This is a genomic window from Mesoflavibacter profundi, assembly GCF_014764305.1.
GTDB lineage: Bacteria > Bacteroidota > Bacteroidia > Flavobacteriales > Flavobacteriaceae > Mesoflavibacter > Mesoflavibacter profundi.
Window position 1 is genome coordinate 2312648 of record NZ_CP061703.1, and the last position, 19853, is coordinate 2332500.

A 19853-nucleotide genomic window follows, 5' to 3' on the forward strand; every position below is an offset into this window, starting at 1 on the left:
CCACTTTTAAAGTGGCTTTTTTTTATAACAGAATTGATAAACTTAGTATTAATTGTTCTGGTCTTGTGGATAATCTATTAGGATTATTAATATTTACATTGTTGTTAATAATTGTAGCTTCGTTATCATTAAAGCCTCTTTCGTATCTTAAGTCTAAACCAATTTTATTAATATTAACTCCAATACCAAAATTAAGACCAACAGAAAATTCTTCTTCTATTGTTTCTATGGTAGCATCTTCAAAATCAGAATTTGTGATGTATTGTAAACTAGGTCCGCCAAATGCATGAAGTGGACCAATTATTTTTGCGCCTACTAAAATCGGAGCATCTATTTTTTTAAAATTAAAAGTACCAGCATCATAATCACTTTTTAAAGCAGTGTAGATTAGTTCTGGTCTTAGGTAAAGTTTATCACCAATTTTACCAAATATTCCAACATGATAGCCAATATTTTCATCTGGAGACTGATAGTTTTCAGAAATAGATTCAAAATAATCTCCATTTCCTCCATAATTTAATCCACCTTTAATTCCAAATCCGCTACCATTTTGACTAAAACTCATAGTCAATGAAAATAATGTTAAGATTAAAACTGAATTTTTAATTCTTTTTAAATTTTTCATAATTATCGTTTTTTGATGAATATCTTATTAAACGAAAATTATGCCATAATATTTTTTATAAACTAATTTCCAAAGAAAAAGGCTTAATACATTTTGGTATTAAGCCTTTAGTTTTAAGTTGAAAGAACTATTTATTTTCTTCCAATAACTTTTATAGAAGCGTTAACTATAGCATCTGCATTTAAGCCATATTTATCCATTAATTGTGCTGGTGTACCAGACTCACCAAAAGTATCATTTGTTGCAACAAATTCTTGAGGTGTTGGATTATGCTGAGCTAAAACTCTAGATACACTTTCTCCTAATCCACCTAAGTAATTGTGTTCTTCAGCAGTCACAATACATCTAGTTTTAGCTACAGAATCTAATATAGCTTTACTATCTAAAGGTTTTATGGTGTGAATATTTATAACTTCAGCCGAAATTCCTTTTTCATTTAACACTTTTGCAGCTTCTAGCGCTTCCCAAACAAGATGTCCAGTAGCAACTATAGTTACATCTGTTCCAGATTGTAAATGTAAAGCTTTTCCAATTTCAAATTTTTGATCTGCTGGAGTAAAGTTTGCAACTTTTGGTCTACCAAAACGAAGATAAACTGGACCTACATGATCTGCAATTGCAATAGTAGCTGCTTTAGTTTGGTTATAATCACAAGGATTGATTACAGTCATTCCTGGTAACATTTTCATTAAACCTATATCTTCTAATATTTGATGTGTTGCACCATCTTCTCCTAACGTTAATCCAGCATGAGATGCACAAATTTTTACGTTTTTATCAGAGTATGCAATACTTTGTCTAATTTGGTCATAAACTCTTCCTGTAGAAAAATTAGCAAATGTACCTGTAAAAGGTATTTTTCCACCAATGGTTAATCCTGCAGCCATACCCATCATGTTAGCTTCAGCAATTCCTACTTGAAAAAATCTATCTGGATTTTCTTTAATAAATTCACCCATCTTTAAAGAAGGTGTTAAATCTGCACATAAAGCAACTACATTAAGATTTGTTCTACCTAATTCTGCTAATCCAGCTCCAAAACCAGATCTTGTATCGTTATTTCCTGTATTTGTATAAGTTTTCATAATTGTAGTAATCTATTTTAAATTGAATTAATAATCGCCTAATGTTTCAGCATTTTGCGATAATCCTTCTGCTAATTGGTCATCGTTTGGTGCTTTACCATGCCACTCGTGCGTATGCATCATAAAATCTACACCATTACCCATTACTGTTTTAAGTAATACACAAACAGGCTTACCATTTCCTGTTAGTAGCTTAGCTTGATCCATTCCTTTTAAAATAGCATCTATGTTATTTCCTTCTTCGATAGTTAATACAGACCAACCAAATGCTTCAAATTTTGCTTTTAAACTTCCCATAGGTAATACATCATCTGTAGCGCCATCTATTTGTTGACCGTTTAAATCTACTGTAGCGATTATATTATCTACTTTTTTTGCAGAAGCATACATAATTGCTTCCCAGTTTTGTCCTTCTTGTAATTCTCCATCACCATGTAAACTATAAATTAAATGCTTACATCCGTTAAGTTTTTTAGCTTCTGCAGCACCTAAAGCAACACTTAAACCTTGTCCTAAAGATCCAGAAGCAATACGTACTCCAGGTAAACCTTCATGAGTAGTTGGGTGACCTTGTAATCTAGAATCGATTAATCTAAAAGTATTTAATTCTTCTACTGGAAAATATCCAGCTCTAGCTAGTACGCTATAATACACAGGAGAAATATGACCGTTAGATAAGAAAAATAAATCTTCTCCTAATCCGTCCATATCAAACCCTTCTTTTCTATCCATAATTTGATTGTATAGAGTTACTAAAAACTCTGCACATCCTAAAGATCCACCAGGATGACCAGAGTTTACCTTATGTACCATGCGTAAAATGTCTCTACGTACCTGAGTGGTCAAATCTTCTAATTGTTGCGTACTTGCCATTTGTTATTTGTAATTAAATGTGTTGTTAATAAGCCTTCAAAATTAATGTAATATAACTCCTTATCAAAATTGAAATCTCGCATTTATTAACTAAAAACAGATTTTTGCTAACAATTTTTTTACTAAAACGTTTTAACTATTTAACTTTTATAAATTTTATAATCTATTTAAGACCCATTGTCTATTTCTTGGTTATATTTGCTAGCTGAAGATTTTACACATTTATGACTTTCGATTTAAAAGCAAAAGACACACAAAGTAAAGCTAGAGCAGGAGTTATCACTACAGATCATGGTGTTATAGAAACGCCTATTTTTATGCCTGTTGGTACTGTAGCTTCTGTAAAAGGAGTACATCAAAGAGAATTAAAAGAAGAAATTAATCCAGATATTATCTTAGGAAATACTTACCATCTTTATCTAAAACCGCAAACAGACATTTTAGAAAAAGCTGGAGGATTACATAAGTTTATGAACTGGGACAGAAATATATTAACCGATTCTGGTGGATATCAAGTATATTCTCTTTCTGCTAACAGAAAGATTAAAGAAGAAGGTGTAAAATTTAAAAGTCACATAGATGGTAGTTATCATACGTTTACACCAGAAAACGTAATGGAAATACAGCGTACAATAGGCGCAGATATAATTATGGCGTTTGACGAGTGTACACCTTACCCATGTGATTACAATTATGCAAAACGATCTATGCATATGACCCATCGTTGGTTAGAACGTTGTTTAACACATTTAAAAAAGACACCATTTAAGTACGACTACTCTCAAGCATTTTTTCCTATTGTTCAAGGAAGTACTTATAAAGATTTACGTAAACAATCTGCAGAATATATTGCAGGAGTAGGCGCAGAAGGTAACGCAATTGGAGGATTGTCTGTTGGCGAACCAGCAGAAGAAATGTATGCTATGACAGAAGTAGTTACAGATATCTTACCAGAAGACAAACCTAGATATCTTATGGGTGTAGGAACACCAATAAATATACTAGAAAATATAGCTTTAGGTGTAGATATGTTTGATTGTGTAATGCCTACCAGAAATGCTAGAAACGGTATGTTATTTACTGCTCATGGTACAATTAACATTAAAAATTTAAAGTGGAGAGATGATTTTTCTCCTATAGATGAAATGGGTATCACCTTTGTTGATACCGAATATAGTAAAGCCTATTTACGTCATCTATTTAATGTAAACGAATTATTAGGAAAACAGATAGCAACAATACATAATTTAGGATTTTATCTTTGGTTAGTTCGCGAAGCAAGAAAACATATTATTGCAGGAGATTTTAGAACTTGGAAAGATAAAATGGTTAAGCAAATGGATAAACGTTTGTAATCAAATGAAAATTTTAGACTGGTACATATTAAAACGTTATTTACTTACATTTTTTATGATGTTAATACTGTTTGTTCCTATAGGAATAACAGTACATTTAGCAGAAAAAATTGGTAAGATAATAGAAAACGAAGCACCTTTTGGAGAGGTAATGATGTACTTGCTAAATTTCACAATATATTTTGCAAACCTTTTATTTCCATTATTTTTATTCCTTTCGGTCATTTGGTTTACTTCAAAATTGGCAAATAATACTGAAATTGTTGCGTTTTTAAGTTCGGGAGTTTCATTTTCAAGATTTTTAAGACCATATTTAATAGGAGCAACAATAGTTGCATTATTTTCAATTTTAATGGGTTTATACCTTGCGCCAAACGCAAGTGAAGGATTTTATGATTTTAAATATAAATACCTTTCCGGTAAAAAAAATGATCATAAAACAGATGTGCTAAAGCAAATTAACGATAACGACATTATTTATGTAAGTAGTTTTGATGCTTCAAAAAAAATGGGATTAAATTTTACTTTAGAACATTTTGAAAACGACCAATTAGCATACAAATTAAGTGCTGCAAATATTAGATATGTAGAAGAAGATTCTGTATACGTATTAAGAAATTTTGAAAAACGAATAGTAGGAGAAAGAGACGACAAAATAATTATCGAACGAAGAAAAGACACCATATTTCCGTTTGATTTAGAAGATCTAACTCCAGAAGATTTTATTGCAGAAACTTTATCATACCCAAAACTTTTAAAATTTATTGATAGAGAAGAAAAACGTGGTTCTAAATTTTTAGGTCGTTATAGATTGGCTAAATATCAAAAATGGAGTTTACCCGTTTCGGTTTTTATTTTAACAATAATTGCAGTTGCAGTGTCTTCTAGAAAACGTCGTGGCGGAATGGGAGTAAACCTTGCAATAGGTATTAGTATTGCAATGGTATTTGTGTTTTTTGATAAAATATTTGGGACATTAGCTTCTCAGTCAGATTTTAATCCTCTTTTAGCTGTTTGGTTACCAAATATCTTATTTGGTATACTAGCTTTTTTCTTACTTCAAAATGCTAAACGATAAATTAAAAAATTATTTACATCTTCATGTATTAGTATTTATTGCAGGATTTACTGCAATTCTAGGAAAATTAATATCAATAAACGCTGTAAGTTTAGTTTGGTACCGTATGGTAATCGCTACTATACTAATGTTTATTTATATAAAAATTAAAAACATTAATTTAAAGATTTCAAAAAAAGATCTTATAAAATTAAGTTTGGCAGGTATAGTAATAGCCTTACATTGGATCACATTTTATGGCGCAATTAAAGTAGCAAATATATCTATTGCATTAGCTATGTTTTCTACAGGTGCTTTTTTTGCTTCACTTATAGAACCATTTTTTTATAAAAGAAAAGTAATTGCTTACGAAATCATTTTTGGACTAATAGTAATCATAGGAATTTATTTAATTGTTCAAAGTGAAATAGAACATCTTTATGGGATGATACTAGGTATTATTTCAGCGTTTTTATCTTCATTATTTGCAGTATTAAATGGTAAGTTTTTAGAGCAACATTCTGCAACAAAAATTTCGTTTTACGAGTTTATTAGTGGTGTTGTTTTTATTACAATTTTTATAGCGTTTTTTGGACAAGGATTTACAAGTACCTTTTTCGATATAAGCATTTCAGATTTTGGATATTTAACCATATTAGCATCCATTTGTACTGCATATGCTTTTATAGCTTCTGTATATGTAATGCGATATATTAGTCCTTACACAGTTGTGCTTACTTATAATTTAGAGCCAATTTATGGTGTTATACTGGCTTTAATTTTATTTCCAGAGACAGAAGTAATGTCATCTTCGTTTTATATAGGAGCTATAATAATATTAAGCGTTGTATTATTAAACGGAATATTAAAAAACTTAAAATTTCTTAAAAAGAAAACTAAAGCCTAACATCTTATATAGCTTGCAATTAACATTTTTGTTTACCCAATTTTTAAAATATTTGCGTTTATTTAAAGTAAAAAAACGTAATTTTGTGAGCTAACAAATAAACTAAAATTAGCATTCCCCATGGAATATTTAGAATTTGAATTACCAATAAAAGAACTAGAAGAGCAGTTAGATAAGTGTCAATTAATAGGAGAAGAAAGTGATGTAGATGTGACACAAACTTGCAAGCAAATAGAAAAAAAACTATTAGCGACAAAAAAAGATATATATAAAAATTTAACTCCTTGGCAACGTGTACAATTATCACGTCATCCAAACAGACCATATACATTAGATTACATAAAAGCTATTTGCGGTGATAGTTTTTTAGAACTTCATGGAGATAGAAGTTTTAAAGATGATAAAGCTATGATTGGTGGTTTAGGTAAAATAGGAGATCAAACCTTTATGTTTATTGGTCAACAAAAAGGGTACAATACAAAAACCAGACAATACCGTAATTTTGGTATGGCTAATCCAGAAGGTTATCGTAAAGCCTTAAGATTAATGAAGTCTGCCGAAAAGTTTGGTATTCCAGTAGTTACTTTATTAGATACTCCAGGTGCATATCCAGGATTAGAAGCAGAAGAACGTGGACAAGGAGAAGCCATAGCAAGAAACATTTTAGAAATGACCAGATTAAAAGTGCCAATTATTACAATAGTTATAGGTGAAGGTGCTTCTGGTGGCGCTTTAGGTATTGGTGTTGGAGACAAAATCATGATGTTAGAAAACACTTGGTATTCTGTGATTTCTCCAGAATCTTGTTCGTCTATTTTATGGAGAAGCTGGGAATTTAAAGAACAAGCTGCAGAAGCATTAAAACTTACAGCTTCTGATATGAAAAAAGTTAAAATTGTTGACGAAATTATTAAAGAACCATTAGGTGGCGCACATACAGATAGAGATACTACATTTAAAACAGTAAGTAAGGCTATTGTAGATGCTTTTGAAGAGTTTAAAAACTTATCACCAAAAGATTTAGTAAATAAAAGAATTGATAAATATTCTCAAATGGGAGTATTTAAGGGATAACCCTTATAAAATCATTTGCTCATAAAAAATCTGAAACTTGAGTTTCAGATTTTTTTATGCTTATCAACAAAAAAAATAAGTTATTAACAGCTATTTTGTTAATTACCTGTGAAGATAAGACATTAGTCTTATTAAGGTTTTCTTAACAATTTATTTACTTTCGTTAACTCGAAAAAAAATCAAAAAATTAGAGATTTATAACCAATAAAACAGCTCTAAAAATCGTTATCTTTTAATCTGTAAGTGTAAAATATAAATGAAACAACCTAATCAACTTAAAGGCTACCAAGTAGATAAAAGCACCTTGATAAATCTAGAAAAAGGAAAGGTGCCACCACAAGCTATAGACCTTGAAGAAGTAGTCTTAGGAGCTATGATGATTGATAAAAAAGGTGTAGATGAGGTTATCGATATTTTAAGTGCAGATGCATTTTACAAAGAAGCACATCAACATATTTTTGAAGCTGTATTTATGTTGTTTCAAGAAAGTCAACCTATTGACTTATTAACAGTTTCAACACAGTTAAAGACTAACGGAAAGTTAGACATGGTTGGAGGTGATTTTTACCTGATTTCTTTAACCCAAAAAGTATCGTCTTCTGCGCATATCGAGTTTCATGCACGTATTATTTTACAAAAATTTATTCAACGTAGTTTGATTAAAATTTCTAGTGAAATTATTGAAGATGCTTATGACGAAACTAAAGATGTATTTGATCTGTTAGATAGTGCAGAATCTAAACTATACGAAGTAACACAAGGTAACATTAAAAAATCTAGTGAAACAGCTCAAGATCTTGTAATACAAGCAAAAAAGAAGATTGAAGAAATCTCTAAAAAAGAAGGAATGAGTGGTATTCCTTCTGGATTTGATAAGTTAGATAAGTTAACTTCAGGTTGGCAAGAAAGTGATTTAATTATTGTTGCAGCAAGACCAGGTATGGGTAAAACAGCCTTAACACTTACTATGGCGCGAAACATTGCTGTAAATTCAGGTATTCCAGTTGCATTTTTCTCTTTAGAGATGGCATCGGTACAGTTAATCACGCGTCTTATTTCTAGTGAAACTGGATTATCTTCAGAAAAATTAAGAACAGGAAAATTAGAAAAACACGAGTGGGAACAGCTTAACGTAAAAGTAAAATCTTTAGAAAAAGCGCCTCTTTATATCGATGATACTCCATCACTTTCAATTTTCGATTTGCGTGCAAAAGCTAGACGTTTAGCATCACAACACGGAATAAAAATGATCATTATTGATTATTTACAGTTAATGACAGCGTCTGGAACTGGCGGTAACCGTGAACAAGAAATTTCTACAATTTCTCGTAACTTAAAAGCTTTAGCTAAAGAATTAAGTGTTCCAGTAATTGCTTTATCTCAGTTATCTCGTGCGGTAGAAACACGTGGCGGAAGTAAACGTCCATTATTATCAGATTTACGTGAATCTGGAGCGATAGAGCAAGATGCAGATATTGTAAGCTTTATTTATCGTCCAGAATATTATAAAATTGATGAATGGGATGATGAAGAACGCTCGCCAACAGAAGGTCAAGCCGAATTTATAGTAGCAAAACACCGTAATGGTGGATTAGAAAATATTAGACTTAAATTTATTGGTCATCTTGGTAAGTTTGATAATTTAGACGACTTTGATACACCTTTTGGGCAAGAATTTCATAGTAAAATGAATGCTTCAACAGACGATGCATTCCCGCAATCTAATTTCCCATCTGCAAATGATGCTTTTGGAGCTCCAGATGAAGATAATGATGTGCCATTTTAAAACTAATTACCATTTTAAGTAATTGACAACAATGGATAAAATAAAAACGACCAATTATTTACTTTTAATAATTGTAATTCCAATACTGTTTTACCTTTTAAAAATTTTATCATTTATCTTTATTCCATTGGTGTTTTCAATGTTTATTGCATTGTTATTTTTACCAATTTTAAGAAATTTAAGAAAACGAAAAATACCTAAGTATTTAAGTATTGTCATAATTTTATTATTAATTGTAGCAGGTATTTGGATAGGCGTAGAGTTAATTAAATTATCTAGTAGAGAAATTTTAACTTCAGATTCTCACTTTTTTGATAAAGCACAAACAAAAATAAACGGTTTAGTTGCTAGTTTAGAGTCATTTTTTGGAATACAGCAAGTAGAAGGTGTTCAAACTATTAATAAATATCTAAACAAAGATGTTATTTTAAACAACTTGTCGCCAACCGTTAGCTTTATTTCTAAATTTTTAACCGCTTTATTAACTACAACATTTTTTGTGGTTTTATGGTTAGCAGAATCTATAAATGTAGAGCGATTAATTAATAGAACACTTTTAAAACAAAAACATACTTCAATAAAAACCTTTAGAAAGATTGAAAAGGACTTGATAAAATTTATAAAAGTTAAGTTTTTAGTTAGTTTTCTAACTGGTGTAGGTACTGGTTTGGCGTGTTACTTTTTTGATGTTAGCTTTCCTATATTTTGGGGATTATTTGCGTTTATAATCAATTTTGTACAAATGGTAGGTTCGTTTATAACAGTAATTTTACTATCTATTTTTGCAATTGTAGAGTTAGAAATGTCTAGCGTTTTATTATTTTTTATTTTATCAATAACTTCTGTTCAAATACTTTTTGGAGCTATTTTAGAACCAATTTTTATGGGTAAATCTTTTTCAATTAACATAATTGCTGTTTTAGTCATGCTTATGTTTTGGGGATTTATTTGGGGAATTCCTGGTTTAATTATGGCAATTCCTATTACAGTTTTTATAAAAATTATTTTAGAACAGTTTCCGCGAACCAAAATTATTTCCGATTTGCTCTCAGGTTCATAAATCTTGCTTAAAATGATACTTAAAAATTAAAAAAGGCACTTTTTTTGTTTATCTTTCATCTATGAAGAAAACACTTTTTTTAATACTTTTTTTATTAATTACAGGTCAAAGTTTTGCGTCCTATGTCTTAATACCAATGGATGCAGAGTCGCAAAAAAATCATTTAAAAGCTTACGGAATTACATATTGGACTTTAAGCCAGCAATTAAAAGTTAAATGGTTGCTTAATTATCGTGGCGGCTCTTTTTTATTACCAGATTCTGAAAGAATTAGACGCGAATGTCAAATTAGAGGTGTAAGTTTTGAAGTGTTATCTGACGCAAAAACCGAAAGTATTTTAGAAGACATAAGCAGTCCAAGTAAAAATATGGAAGCTGTAGTTTTAGAAAAAGCGCCTAAAATTGCAGTATACACACCAAAAGGAAAATTACCTTGGGACGATGCTGTGACAATGGTATTAACTTATGCCGAAATACCTTATGAAACTGTTTATGACGAAGAAGTTTTAAAAGACGAACTTTTACTTTACGATTGGTTACACCTTCATCACGAAGATTTTACTGGACAATATGGTAAATTTTATGCTAGATATAGACAAGCAGCTTGGTACATTGAAGAGAAAAAAGCAGCCGAAGCTTTAGCAACAAAACTAGGTTATAGCAAAGTTTCTGAAGAAAAACGTGATGTTGCTTTAAAAATTAGAGATTACGTAGTTGGTGGTGGATTTATGTTTGCCATGTGTAGCGCAACAGATAGTTTTGATATTGCATTATCTGCAGACGGTGTAGATATTTGCGAACCTATGTTTGACGGTGATGCAAGTGATGCAAATTACCAAGCGAAGATAGATTTTAATAAAACCTTCGCATTTAAAGATTACACTTTAGAGCGTAGTCCTTTGGTTTATGAGTTTTCTAGTATAGACATGACGTCAAAGCGAAAAATACCAAAAGAGACAGATTATTTTTCTTTAATGGATTTCTCTGCAAAATGGGATCCAATTCCAACCATGTTATGTCAAAATCACACAGCATTGGTTAAAGGTTTTATGGGGCAAACGACGTCTTTTGATAGAAATGAAATTAAATCTAACGTACTTGTTTTAGGTGAAAATAAGACTAATAGTGAAGCAAAATATATTCACGGAATAAAAGGAAAAGGCTTTTTTACATTTTATGGTGGTCACGATCCTGAAGATTATACACACAAAGTTGGTGATCCTAAAACAGAATTAGATTTACATCCAACATCACCAGGATACAGATTAATTTTAAATAATGTATTATTTCCTGCAGCTAAAAAGAAAAAGCAGAAAACTTAAAATTTAGATGAAATTTTTTCAAAAAGAAATAAGCTTAAATCCACAGAAAAGAGGATTTCATTTAATTACTTCAGAAATTTTAGCTCAAATTTCAACTGAAATTCAAAGTATAAATATTGGTCAACTTCAAGTATTTATCAAACATACTTCAGCTAGTTTGACCATAAATGAAAATGCAGATCCTACAGTTAGAGTAGATTTTGAAAGCTACATTAATACCTTTGTTCCAGAAAATGAACCTTTTTATAAGCATACCTATGAAGGTGCAGACGATATGCCAGCACATATAAAATCATCGTTATTTGGAGCTTCAGTAACTATTCCAATTACAAATGGTAAGCTTAATTTAGGGATTTGGCAAGGGATTTATCTTTGTGAACATCGCAATTATGGAGGAAGTAGAAGCGTTGTAATTACAGCTTTTGGCAATTAACGTTTCTTTACAATATTGGTAAATTTTGTTTTGTATCTTTATTTAAAACTATTTAAATGTCTACAAAAGAAACAATACTTAAAAAGATAGAAATTCTTATTACTAATCATTTTAATACTCCTGAAGATGCGTTTGCTTTTTTTGATAAAGATGGAGATAAAAAACTATCTAAAGATGAAATTAAAACCTTGTTAAAACAAGCTGAAATTAGTGGTTTTATTAGAGGAATTGTCACTACCAAATTAATTGAAGGCTACGACAAAAACAATGACGAACTAATAAGTTGGGAAGAGTTTAAAGCCGCAATAGACGAGATTTCTAAATAATTTAAGTTGAGATATTATTTCATTCAATTTATTAAGCTCTTATTTAGTACCACATTATTTTGGTCTGCAGCTTTCTGTTTATATATAACTATAAGATATTTTGCAATTGGAGCAGAAGAAGGGTTAGAAATTACAGACTTTTCTTTTATAAATCTACTTAAATATGGACTATATTTAGGTGTCTTAATTGGGCTACTTTATGCTATTGTAGAATTTGTTTTTGACAAATTCATAATTAAAAATCTATCTCTAGCAGTAATATTATTAATCAAATTTGTAGTCTACCTTGTAGGTATGATTATATTTTTATCGATAATTTATAGTCAAGCAGAAGTAGAAATAGATTTAAATCTTTCTAACGATTTAGGTTGGTGGCAACAAAACAAAGTATTTTGGTTGTTAATTGGTTACTTTATTATCTGTTCTCAAGTATTTACGTTTATCAAAATAGCAAACGAAAAGTTTGGCCAAGGTGTGTTTTTTAATTTTTTAATAGGAAAATATAGAAAACCAAGAGAGGAACGTCGCGTTTTTATGTTTTTAGATTTAAAAGACTCGACAAAAATAGCAGAGCAACTAGGACATTATAAATATAGTAAGTTAATACAAAGTTGTTTTTACGATTTAAATAGAATTATTGGAAGGTTTGATGCCGAAATATATCAATATGTAGGCGATGAAGCTGTTTTAAGTTGGACCTATAAAAAAGGAGTAAAGCACAATAATTGTGTTAAGCTTTACTACAAATTCTTAGAACAATTAAAACGAAAAGAAAAATGGTATTTAAAACATTTTGGGTTTATACCACAATTTAAAGCTGGTTTACATGGTGGAAAACTAATTGTTACAGAAGTTGGAACCATAAAAAAGGAAATTGCTTATCATGGCGATGTTATTAATACAACTGCAAGGATACAAGGCGAATGTAATAAGTACGAAGAATCGTTATTAATTTCTGAAAGTTTATACAAAACAATGTATAACTTACACGCTTATAACATAAATTCTATCGGGGAAATTAATCTTAAGGGTAAAGAAAGCTTAGTCAAGATTTATGCAATTAACCCAGTTTAGAATTTTTGATGTCTTCTAAAAGTGCTCTAAGTATAAATTCTACACCTTCGTCATTATTGCTTTTTGTTTCAAATCTAGCAGCAGCTTTAACATTTGGATGTGCATTTTGCATAGCATAACTAAAATAGGCGCAATCCATCATTTCTAAATCGTTATTATAGTCACCAAAAACCATAGTTTGATCTGAAGTTATCCCTAAACAATCTTGAAGTTTTGAAAGTGCATAACCTTTATTTGCATTAAGATGAGATATGTCTAACCATACTTCTCCAGATACTTTAACTTTGTAATCAGACTCTAAGTGTTTTAAATGCGGGTATAATTGTGTTTCAGAACCATGTTTGCAATGAATCGCTAGTTTTAAAAACTCATCATTTTCAACATTTGTTAAGTCATCTACTTGTTGATACTTAGCATAAAATTCTTTAAAAAAGGAAATAAAGCTTTTGTTTTGAGATTCTATATAAGCAGTTTTCTTTCCGCATAACACGATCTCTATATCTTTAAATTCTCTTAGAAGTGTAACTAAATTTTCAATTTCAGATTTAGATAAATTGATTAATAATAAATCATTGTCTTGTTGTTTTGTCAATGCGCCATTTTCGGCAATAATGGTTATATCATTAGTAATCCCATTTAGTTTGTCTGTAATACTATAATATTGTCTACCACTTGCGGCTACAAAATGAATGTTTTCCTTTTTAAGATCTTCAAATAGATTAAAAAAGTCTTGGCTTACGTGACCTTGACTATTTAATAATGTCCCATCCATATCAGAGACAACAAGTTTGACTTGGGATAATTTCATATAGTTTGGATTTTATACAAACGTAGTTGTTTTTTATTAAAGTAGTATTAAAATTATGTGAACAAAAAAATCCGATTCTAAAAAGAATCGGATTTAATTTTATAAGCGAAGTATTGTTATACAAATGGCAAAAAGCCTTATTTAACTTTATTTACAATTGCTTCAAAAGCTTCTGGGTTATTCATTGCTAAATCTGCTAAAACCTTACGGTTTAATTCGATATTATTAGCTTTTAATTTACCCATAAATTGTGAATAAGACATACCGTGTAATCTTGCACCTGCGTTAATACGCGTAATCCATAATGCACGGAATGTTCTTTTTTTGTTTCTACGGTCTCTGTATGCATATTGCATAGCTTTGTCAACCGCATTTTTTGCTACTGTCCAAACGTTTTTACGACGTCCAAAGTAACCTTTTGCTTGTTTAAGCACCTTTTTTCTTCTGGCTCTTTTAGCTACAGAATTTACTGATCTAGGCATAATTTAATTGTTTTTTTGTAGTAGGCGGTTAATTGCTTAACACTTTTATTTGAGCCTAACTCCAGGGTTTATAAATAATTTTAACCGGTTAAAGTCGTGTTACTTTAAACGTAACATGATTTTAACATTGTTTTCGTCTGCCTCATGAACTAAACCGTCATGAGTTAACGCTAGCTTACGTTTTTTAGACTTCTTTGTTAAGATGTGACTTTTAAACGCGTGCTTTCTTTTAATTTTTCCAGTACCAGTAAGCTTAAAACGCTTCTTAGCACTAGATTTAGTTTTCATTTTAGGCATTTTGTTTCCTAGTTTTTATTATTTCGCTTATAATATTTTTATCCTTTTAAAGGATTTTTATTTTTTTGGTGCAATAAACATAGTCATACGTTTACCTTCTAGTTTTGGCATTTGTTCTACTTTACCAAATTCTTCTAGATCTTGAGCTAAACGTAATAATAAGATTTGACCTTGTTCTTTAAACACTATAGAGCGTCCTTTAAAAAATACAAATGCTTTTAATTTTGCACCATCTTTTAAAAATTTCTCTGCGTGTTTCTTTTTAAATTCGTAATCATGGTCATCTGTTTGTGGACCAAATCTTATTTCTTTAATAACTACTTTAGACGCTTTTGCTTTTAATGCTTTATCGCGCTTTTTTTGTTCGTAAAGAAACTTTTTGTAATCCATTACTTTACAAACAGGTGGATCAGCTTTAGGTGAGATTTCTACTAAATCTAGTTCTTGTTCTTCAGCAAATGCTAAAGCTTGCTTGATTGAGTATATACCTACTTCTACATTGTCTCCAACTACACGTACTTTTTCTGCTCTAATTTTAGAGTTAATTCTGTGTTGGTCTTCTTTGACAATTCTTGCTGGACCTCTTGATCTTTTTCTACGTATTGCTATGGCTTTTCGTTTTTAGTTAAACTTAAATTTAAAATTGTTTTTTTGTTTTGTTTATTTCTGAATTTATAATTTCTGAAAATTCTTCTACACTAATCATGCCTAAATCTTCGCCACCATGTTTTCTTACAGAAATTTTATTTTCTTTTTCTTCTTGTTCACCAATTATAATCATAAATGGTGTTTTGTTTAATTCTGCTTCTCTAATTTTCTTACCAATAGTTTCACTACGGTTGTCAATAATTGCGCGAATTTCGTTATTTTCTAGCAAATTTAAAACATTTTGACCGTAATTTTCATATTTTTCACTAAGAGTTAACACAGAAACTTGTGTTGGCATTAACCATAAAGGAAAATTTCCTCCGGTATGTTCTAATAAAATTGCTATAAAACGTTCCATACTTCCAAAAGGAGCACGATGGATCATAACGGGTCTGTGAGATTCGTTGTCACTTCCTTTATATGTCAAGTTAAATCTTTCAGGTAGGTTATAATCTACTTGAATAGTTCCTAATTGCCACTGTCTTCCTAAAGCATCTTTTACCATGAAATCTAATTTTGGGCCATAAAATGCGGCTTCGCCTGTTTCTATAACATAATTTAGATTTTTTTCTTTAGCAGCATTTAAGATAGCTAGTTCTGCTTTTTCCCAATTTTCATCACTACCAATATATTTTTCTGGTTTTTCTGGATCACGTAATGATACTTGTGCAGTGAAGTTTTCAAATCCTAAAGATCCAAAGACATATAATACTAGGTCTATTACATTTTTAAATTCTTGATCTAATTGGTCTGGTGTACAGAATATATGAGCATCATCTTGAGTGAATCCTCTTACTCTTGTAAGGCCATGTAATTCTCCACTTTGCTCATATCTATATACAGTACCAAATTCGGCATAGCGTTTTGGTAAATCTTTGTAAGACCATTGTGTGTTATTGTATATTTCGCAATGGTGTGGACAGTTCATTGGTTTTAATAAAAACTCTTCATCTGCTTTAGGTGTAGTGATTGGTTGAAAACTATCTTCTCCATATTTAGCATAATGACCAGATGTTACATATAGTTCCTTTTGACCAATATGTGGTGTTACAACCATTTCATATCCTGCTTTTTTCTGTGCTACTTTTAAAAAGTTTTCTAAACGTTCTCTTAATGCAGCGCCTTTTGGAAGCCACAAAGGAAGTCCTTGTCCAACTTTTTGCGAAAAAGTAAATAATTCTAATTCTTTTCCAAGTTTTCTATGATCTCGTTTTTTTGCTTCTTCTAAAAGTTCTAAATATTCTTTTAATTCTTTTTGTTTAGGGAATGAAATACCGTAAACTCGTGTTAATTGAGTGTTGTTTTCGTCACCTCTCCAATATGCTCCTGCTACAGATAAGATTTTAACTGCTTTTATTATTCCAGTATTAGGTATATGTCCACCACGACATAAATCTGTAAAAGTAGAATGATCACAAAATGTAATTGAACCATCTTCTAGATTCTCAATTAGTTCTGTCTTATATATATTGTCTTTGTATAATTCTAATGCTTCGGTTTTAGAAACAGCTCTCATGTTAAAATCATGTTTTCCTCTTGCAATTTCTAACATCTTATCTTCGATTTTCTTAAAATCCTTATCATTTATAGAATCGTCACCAAAATCTACATCATAATAAAAACCATTTTCTATTGCCGGACCAATAGTTAATTTACTGTTAGGGTATAATTCTTCTATTGCTTGAGCTAAAATATGAGCAGAACTATGCCAAAATGCTTTTTTACCTTCTGTATCATTCCATGTATACAATATAAGATCACCATCAGTACTTAATTTGGTTGAAGTCTCAATGGTTTGGTTATTAAATTTTGCCGAAATTATATTTCTTGCTAATCCATCACTAATACTTTTAGCAACATCAAAAGGTGTAATACCATCTTTAAAAGATTTTACACTACCATCAGGTAAAGTTATATTTATCATGTATAATTTTATTAGGCTGCAAATATAATAGTATATTAATAGTGTTGCAATACTATTATATATATATGATATTAGAAAACTAATATTATCCCATAATCAACCATTAAAAAGATCTATTAATTATGATAAATAATGTTAAGAAATAATAAAGAGGATATAGGTTTGAAAAAAAACAGAAATAAATTTAAGGTCTAAGTAGTTGTTAGTAAAGGGTTTTGGTTGTTGCTTAAAAAAAAGTCGAAAAAAAGATTAAAAAAAGTGTTGTAGAATTAAAAAAGGGTTTTATATTTGCAGCCCGAAACAATTACATGTTTAGCGAAAGCGGCGGTAGTTTAACGGAAAGTTCTAGAGGAAATATTGAAGTGCAAAACGAGTTAAAAATTATTTTTTAAAAAAAATTAAAAAATAATTTGCGAGATAAAAAAACTTGACATATATTTGCACCCGCTTAGGAGATAAACGCCTTAAGAAATAAAAAACAAAGTTCATAAACATATTGAATTGACAGCGTAAGTTTTAGTTGGAAACGGCTAAAGCAACAAAGAAGAATAAATCATTTGAAGTCAAGATTAAACAGTTAATAATATTTAAAATTTAACGATGAAGAGTTTGATCCTGGCTCAGGATGAACGCTAGCGGCAGGCTTAACACATGCAAGTCGAGGGGTAACAGAAAAAAGCTTGCTTTTTTGCTGACGACCGGCGAACGGGTGCGTAACGCGTATGCAATCTACCTTTTGCTAAGGGATAGCCCAGAGAAATTTGGATTAATACCTTATAGTATACTTACTTGGCATCGAGAAAGTATTAAAGATTACGGCAAAAGATGAGCATGCGTTCTATTAGCTAGTTGGTGTGGTAACGGCATACCAAGGCAACGATAGATAGGGGTCCTGAGAGGGAGATCCCCCACACTGGTACTGAGACACGGACCAGACTCCTACGGGAGGCAGCAGTGAGGAATATTGGACAATGGAGGCAACTCTGATCCAGCCATGCCGCGTGCAGGAAGACTGCCCTATGGGTTGTAAACTGCTTTTATACAGGAAGAAACATCTCTACGTGTAGAGGCTTGACGGTACTGTAAGAATAAGGATCGGCTAACTCCGTGCCAGCAGCCGCGGTAATACGGAGGATCCAAGCGTTATCCGGAATCATTGGGTTTAAAGGGTCCGTAGGTGGATAATTAAGTCAGAGGTGAAATCCTGCAGCTTAACTGTAGAATTGCCTTTGATACTGGTTGTCTTGAGTTGTTATGAAGTAGTTAGAATATGTAGTGTAGCGGTGAAATGCATAGATATTACATAGAATACCAATTGCGAAGGCAGATTACTAATAATATACTGACACTGATGGACGAAAGCGTGGGGAGCGAACAGGATTAGATACCCTGGTAGTCCACGCCGTAAACGATGGTCACTAGCTGTTCGGTTTTCGGATTGAGTGGCTAAGCGAAAGTGATAAGTGACCCACCTGGGGAGTACGTTCGCAAGAATGAAACTCAAAGGAATTGACGGGGGCCCGCACAAGCGGTGGAGCATGTGGTTTAATTCGATGATACGCGAGGAACCTTACCAGGGCTTAAATGTGGTTTGACAGCTTTAGAGATAGAGTTTTCTTCGGACAAATCACAAGGTGCTGCATGGTTGTCGTCAGCTCGTGCCGTGAGGTGTCAGGTTAAGTCCTATAACGAGCGCAACCCCTGTTGTTAGTTGCCAGCGAGTAATGTCGGGAACTCTAGCAAGACTGCCGGTGCAAACCGTGAGGAAGGTGGGGATGACGTCAAATCATCACGGCCCTTACGTCCTGGGCTACACACGTGCTACAATGGTAGGGACAGAGAGCAGCCATTTCGCGAGAAAGAGCGAATCTATAAACCCTATCACAGTTCGGATCGGAGTCTGCAACTCGACTCCGTGAAGCTGGAATCGCTAGTAATCGCATATCAGCCATGATGCGGTGAATACGTTCCCGGGCCTTGTACACACCGCCCGTCAAGCCATGGAAGCTGGGAGTGCCTGAAGTCCGTCACCGAAAGGAGCGGCCTAGGGTAAAATCGGTAACTAGGGCTAAGTCGTAACAAGGTAGCCGTACCGGAAGGTGCGGCTGGAACACCTCCTTTCTAGAGAACTGTTCTTGTTTTAATTGATTTATTCTTAAGCTGTTAATTTGTATCTATTATAGTAGAGTCTCATAGCTCAGCTGGTTAGAGCGCTACACTGATAATGTAGAGGTCGGCAGTTCGAGTCTGCCTGAGACTACTAATAGGAAATTCTAGAAGTTGAGTAGTAGTTAAGTTTTAACTACTGACTACTGTATACTAACTACTAGTGTATGGGGAATTAGCTCAGCTGGCTAGAGCGCCTGCCTTGCACGCAGGAGGTCATCGGTTCGACTCCGATATTCTCCACAATCAATTAGGTTTGATAAAGTTCATTGACATATTGAAAAAAATAATTTTAATAAATATTTATTTATTAATGTAACGAGTAAACTCATTAAAGAACAAAAAGTACAATAAGCTAAATAAGAGCGTATGGGGAATGCCTAGGCTCTCAGAGGCGATGAAGGACGTGATAAGCTGCGATAAGTTACGGGTATTGGCACATACAAATTGATCCGTAAATTTCCGAATGGGGCAACCTAATACATTGAAGATGTATTATCCGAAAGGAAGCTAACCCGGAGAACTGAAACATCTAAGTACCCGGAGGAAAAG

General features: G+C 31.9%; 18 protein-coding genes, 2 tRNA genes and 2 rRNA genes (1 of these 22 cut by a window edge). 14 read left to right on the plus strand and 8 right to left on the minus strand.

What is annotated here, in order from left to right; all coding sequences use genetic code 11:
• Window positions 1-22: 22 nt before the first annotated feature.
• The 3 genes from IFB02_RS10425 to IFB02_RS10435 form a co-directional block, all read right to left on the minus strand.
• A complete protein-coding gene (locus IFB02_RS10425; RefSeq protein WP_417568596.1) occupies window positions 23-607 on the minus strand; it encodes an outer membrane beta-barrel protein in 585 nt (194 codons plus the stop codon).
• A gap of 149 nt (window positions 608-756) precedes the next feature.
• Window positions 757-1710, minus strand: coding sequence for a transketolase family protein (locus IFB02_RS10430; protein WP_106687311.1), 954 nt, complete (start codon window positions 1708-1710; stop codon window positions 757-759).
• 27 nt (window positions 1711-1737) lie between these two features.
• The gene (locus tag IFB02_RS10435; RefSeq protein WP_106687312.1) at window positions 1738-2583 is read right to left on the minus strand and encodes a transketolase; all 846 of its coding nucleotides are present in this window, start codon (window positions 2581-2583) and stop codon (window positions 1738-1740) included.
• Between the two features lie 224 nt (window positions 2584-2807).
• Here IFB02_RS10435 and tgt point away from each other — a divergent pair, with 224 nt between their 5' ends.
• From tgt to IFB02_RS10485, 10 genes are all read left to right on the plus strand, one after another.
• Window positions 2808-3938, plus strand: a complete 1131-nt coding sequence (tgt, locus tag IFB02_RS10440) for a tRNA guanosine(34) transglycosylase Tgt (protein ID WP_106687313.1) — start codon at window positions 2808-2810, stop codon at window positions 3936-3938.
• Between the two features lie 4 nt (window positions 3939-3942).
• Window positions 3943-5016 carry an LptF/LptG family permease gene (locus IFB02_RS10445; RefSeq protein ID WP_106687314.1) on the plus strand — a complete coding sequence of 358 codons (1074 nt, stop codon included), beginning with the start codon at window positions 3943-3945 and terminating at the stop codon, window positions 5014-5016.
• Window positions 5003-5902 carry a DMT family transporter gene (locus IFB02_RS10450; protein ID WP_106687315.1) on the plus strand — a complete coding sequence of 300 codons (900 nt, stop codon included), beginning with the start codon at window positions 5003-5005 and terminating at the stop codon, window positions 5900-5902. The genes IFB02_RS10445 and IFB02_RS10450 overlap by 14 nt, the downstream gene beginning before the upstream one ends.
• Window positions 5903-6022: 120 nt before the next feature.
• On the plus strand, window positions 6023-6976 hold the full coding sequence (locus tag IFB02_RS10455) for an acetyl-CoA carboxylase carboxyltransferase subunit alpha (protein WP_106687316.1): 954 nt from the start codon (window positions 6023-6025) through the stop codon (window positions 6974-6976).
• 256 nt (window positions 6977-7232) lie between these two features.
• A complete protein-coding gene (gene dnaB / locus IFB02_RS10460) occupies window positions 7233-8762 on the plus strand; it encodes a replicative DNA helicase (RefSeq protein WP_106687317.1) in 1530 nt (509 codons plus the stop codon).
• Between the two features lie 31 nt (window positions 8763-8793).
• On the plus strand, window positions 8794-9822 hold the full coding sequence (locus IFB02_RS10465; protein ID WP_106687318.1) for an AI-2E family transporter: 1029 nt from the start codon (window positions 8794-8796) through the stop codon (window positions 9820-9822).
• 61 nt (window positions 9823-9883) lie between these two features.
• Window positions 9884-11143, plus strand: coding sequence for an asparagine synthetase B (locus IFB02_RS10470; protein WP_191072735.1), 1260 nt, complete (start codon window positions 9884-9886; stop codon window positions 11141-11143).
• 7 nt (window positions 11144-11150) lie between these two features.
• Complete coding sequence (locus IFB02_RS10475) at window positions 11151-11576, plus strand: secondary thiamine-phosphate synthase enzyme YjbQ (protein ID WP_106687319.1); 426 nt, start codon at window positions 11151-11153, stop codon at window positions 11574-11576.
• A gap of 56 nt (window positions 11577-11632) precedes the next feature.
• Window positions 11633-11902, plus strand: coding sequence for an EF-hand domain-containing protein (locus IFB02_RS10480; RefSeq protein WP_106687320.1), 270 nt, complete (start codon window positions 11633-11635; stop codon window positions 11900-11902).
• A gap of 6 nt (window positions 11903-11908) precedes the next feature.
• The gene (locus IFB02_RS10485; protein ID WP_106687321.1) at window positions 11909-12976 is read left to right on the plus strand and encodes an adenylate/guanylate cyclase domain-containing protein; all 1068 of its coding nucleotides are present in this window, start codon (window positions 11909-11911) and stop codon (window positions 12974-12976) included.
• Here IFB02_RS10485 and IFB02_RS10490 read toward each other — a convergent pair.
• The 5 genes from IFB02_RS10490 to thrS all read right to left on the minus strand — a co-directional run bounded on the left by IFB02_RS10490 (window position 12963) and on the right by thrS (window position 17135).
• On the minus strand, window positions 12963-13784 hold the full coding sequence (locus tag IFB02_RS10490; RefSeq protein ID WP_106687322.1) for an HAD family hydrolase: 822 nt from the start codon (window positions 13782-13784) through the stop codon (window positions 12963-12965). The two genes, IFB02_RS10485 and IFB02_RS10490, sit on opposite strands and share 14 nt — an antisense overlap.
• A 137-nt stretch (window positions 13785-13921) precedes the next feature.
• A complete protein-coding gene (gene rplT / locus IFB02_RS10495; RefSeq protein ID WP_027879973.1) occupies window positions 13922-14266 on the minus strand; it encodes a 50S ribosomal protein L20 in 345 nt (114 codons plus the stop codon).
• Between the two features lie 99 nt (window positions 14267-14365).
• Entirely contained in the window at window positions 14366-14563 is a 198-nt protein-coding gene (gene rpmI / locus IFB02_RS10500; RefSeq protein ID WP_106687323.1) for a 50S ribosomal protein L35, read from the minus strand.
• Between the two features lie 57 nt (window positions 14564-14620).
• Window positions 14621-15133, minus strand: a complete 513-nt coding sequence (gene infC, locus IFB02_RS10505) for a translation initiation factor IF-3 (RefSeq protein WP_255457297.1) — start codon at window positions 15131-15133, stop codon at window positions 14621-14623.
• A 67-nt stretch (window positions 15134-15200) separates the two neighbouring features.
• Window positions 15201-17135, minus strand: a complete 1935-nt coding sequence (gene thrS, locus IFB02_RS10510) for a threonine--tRNA ligase (protein WP_106687325.1) — start codon at window positions 17133-17135, stop codon at window positions 15201-15203.
• A gap of 597 nt (window positions 17136-17732) precedes the next feature.
• Between thrS and IFB02_RS10515 the strand changes: the two genes are divergently transcribed.
• From IFB02_RS10515 to IFB02_RS10530, 4 genes are all read left to right on the plus strand, one after another.
• Window positions 17733-19256, plus strand: a 16S ribosomal RNA gene (locus tag IFB02_RS10515).
• Between the two features lie 65 nt (window positions 19257-19321).
• Window positions 19322-19395, plus strand: a tRNA-Ile gene (locus IFB02_RS10520).
• Between the two features lie 75 nt (window positions 19396-19470).
• A tRNA-Ala gene (locus IFB02_RS10525) sits at window positions 19471-19544 on the plus strand.
• Window positions 19545-19649: 105 nt separating this feature from the next.
• Window positions 19650-19853, plus strand: a 23S ribosomal RNA gene (locus IFB02_RS10530) (it continues 2614 nt past the right edge of the window).
• Together the 16S and 23S rRNA genes with 2 tRNA genes alongside form the textbook arrangement of a ribosomal RNA operon.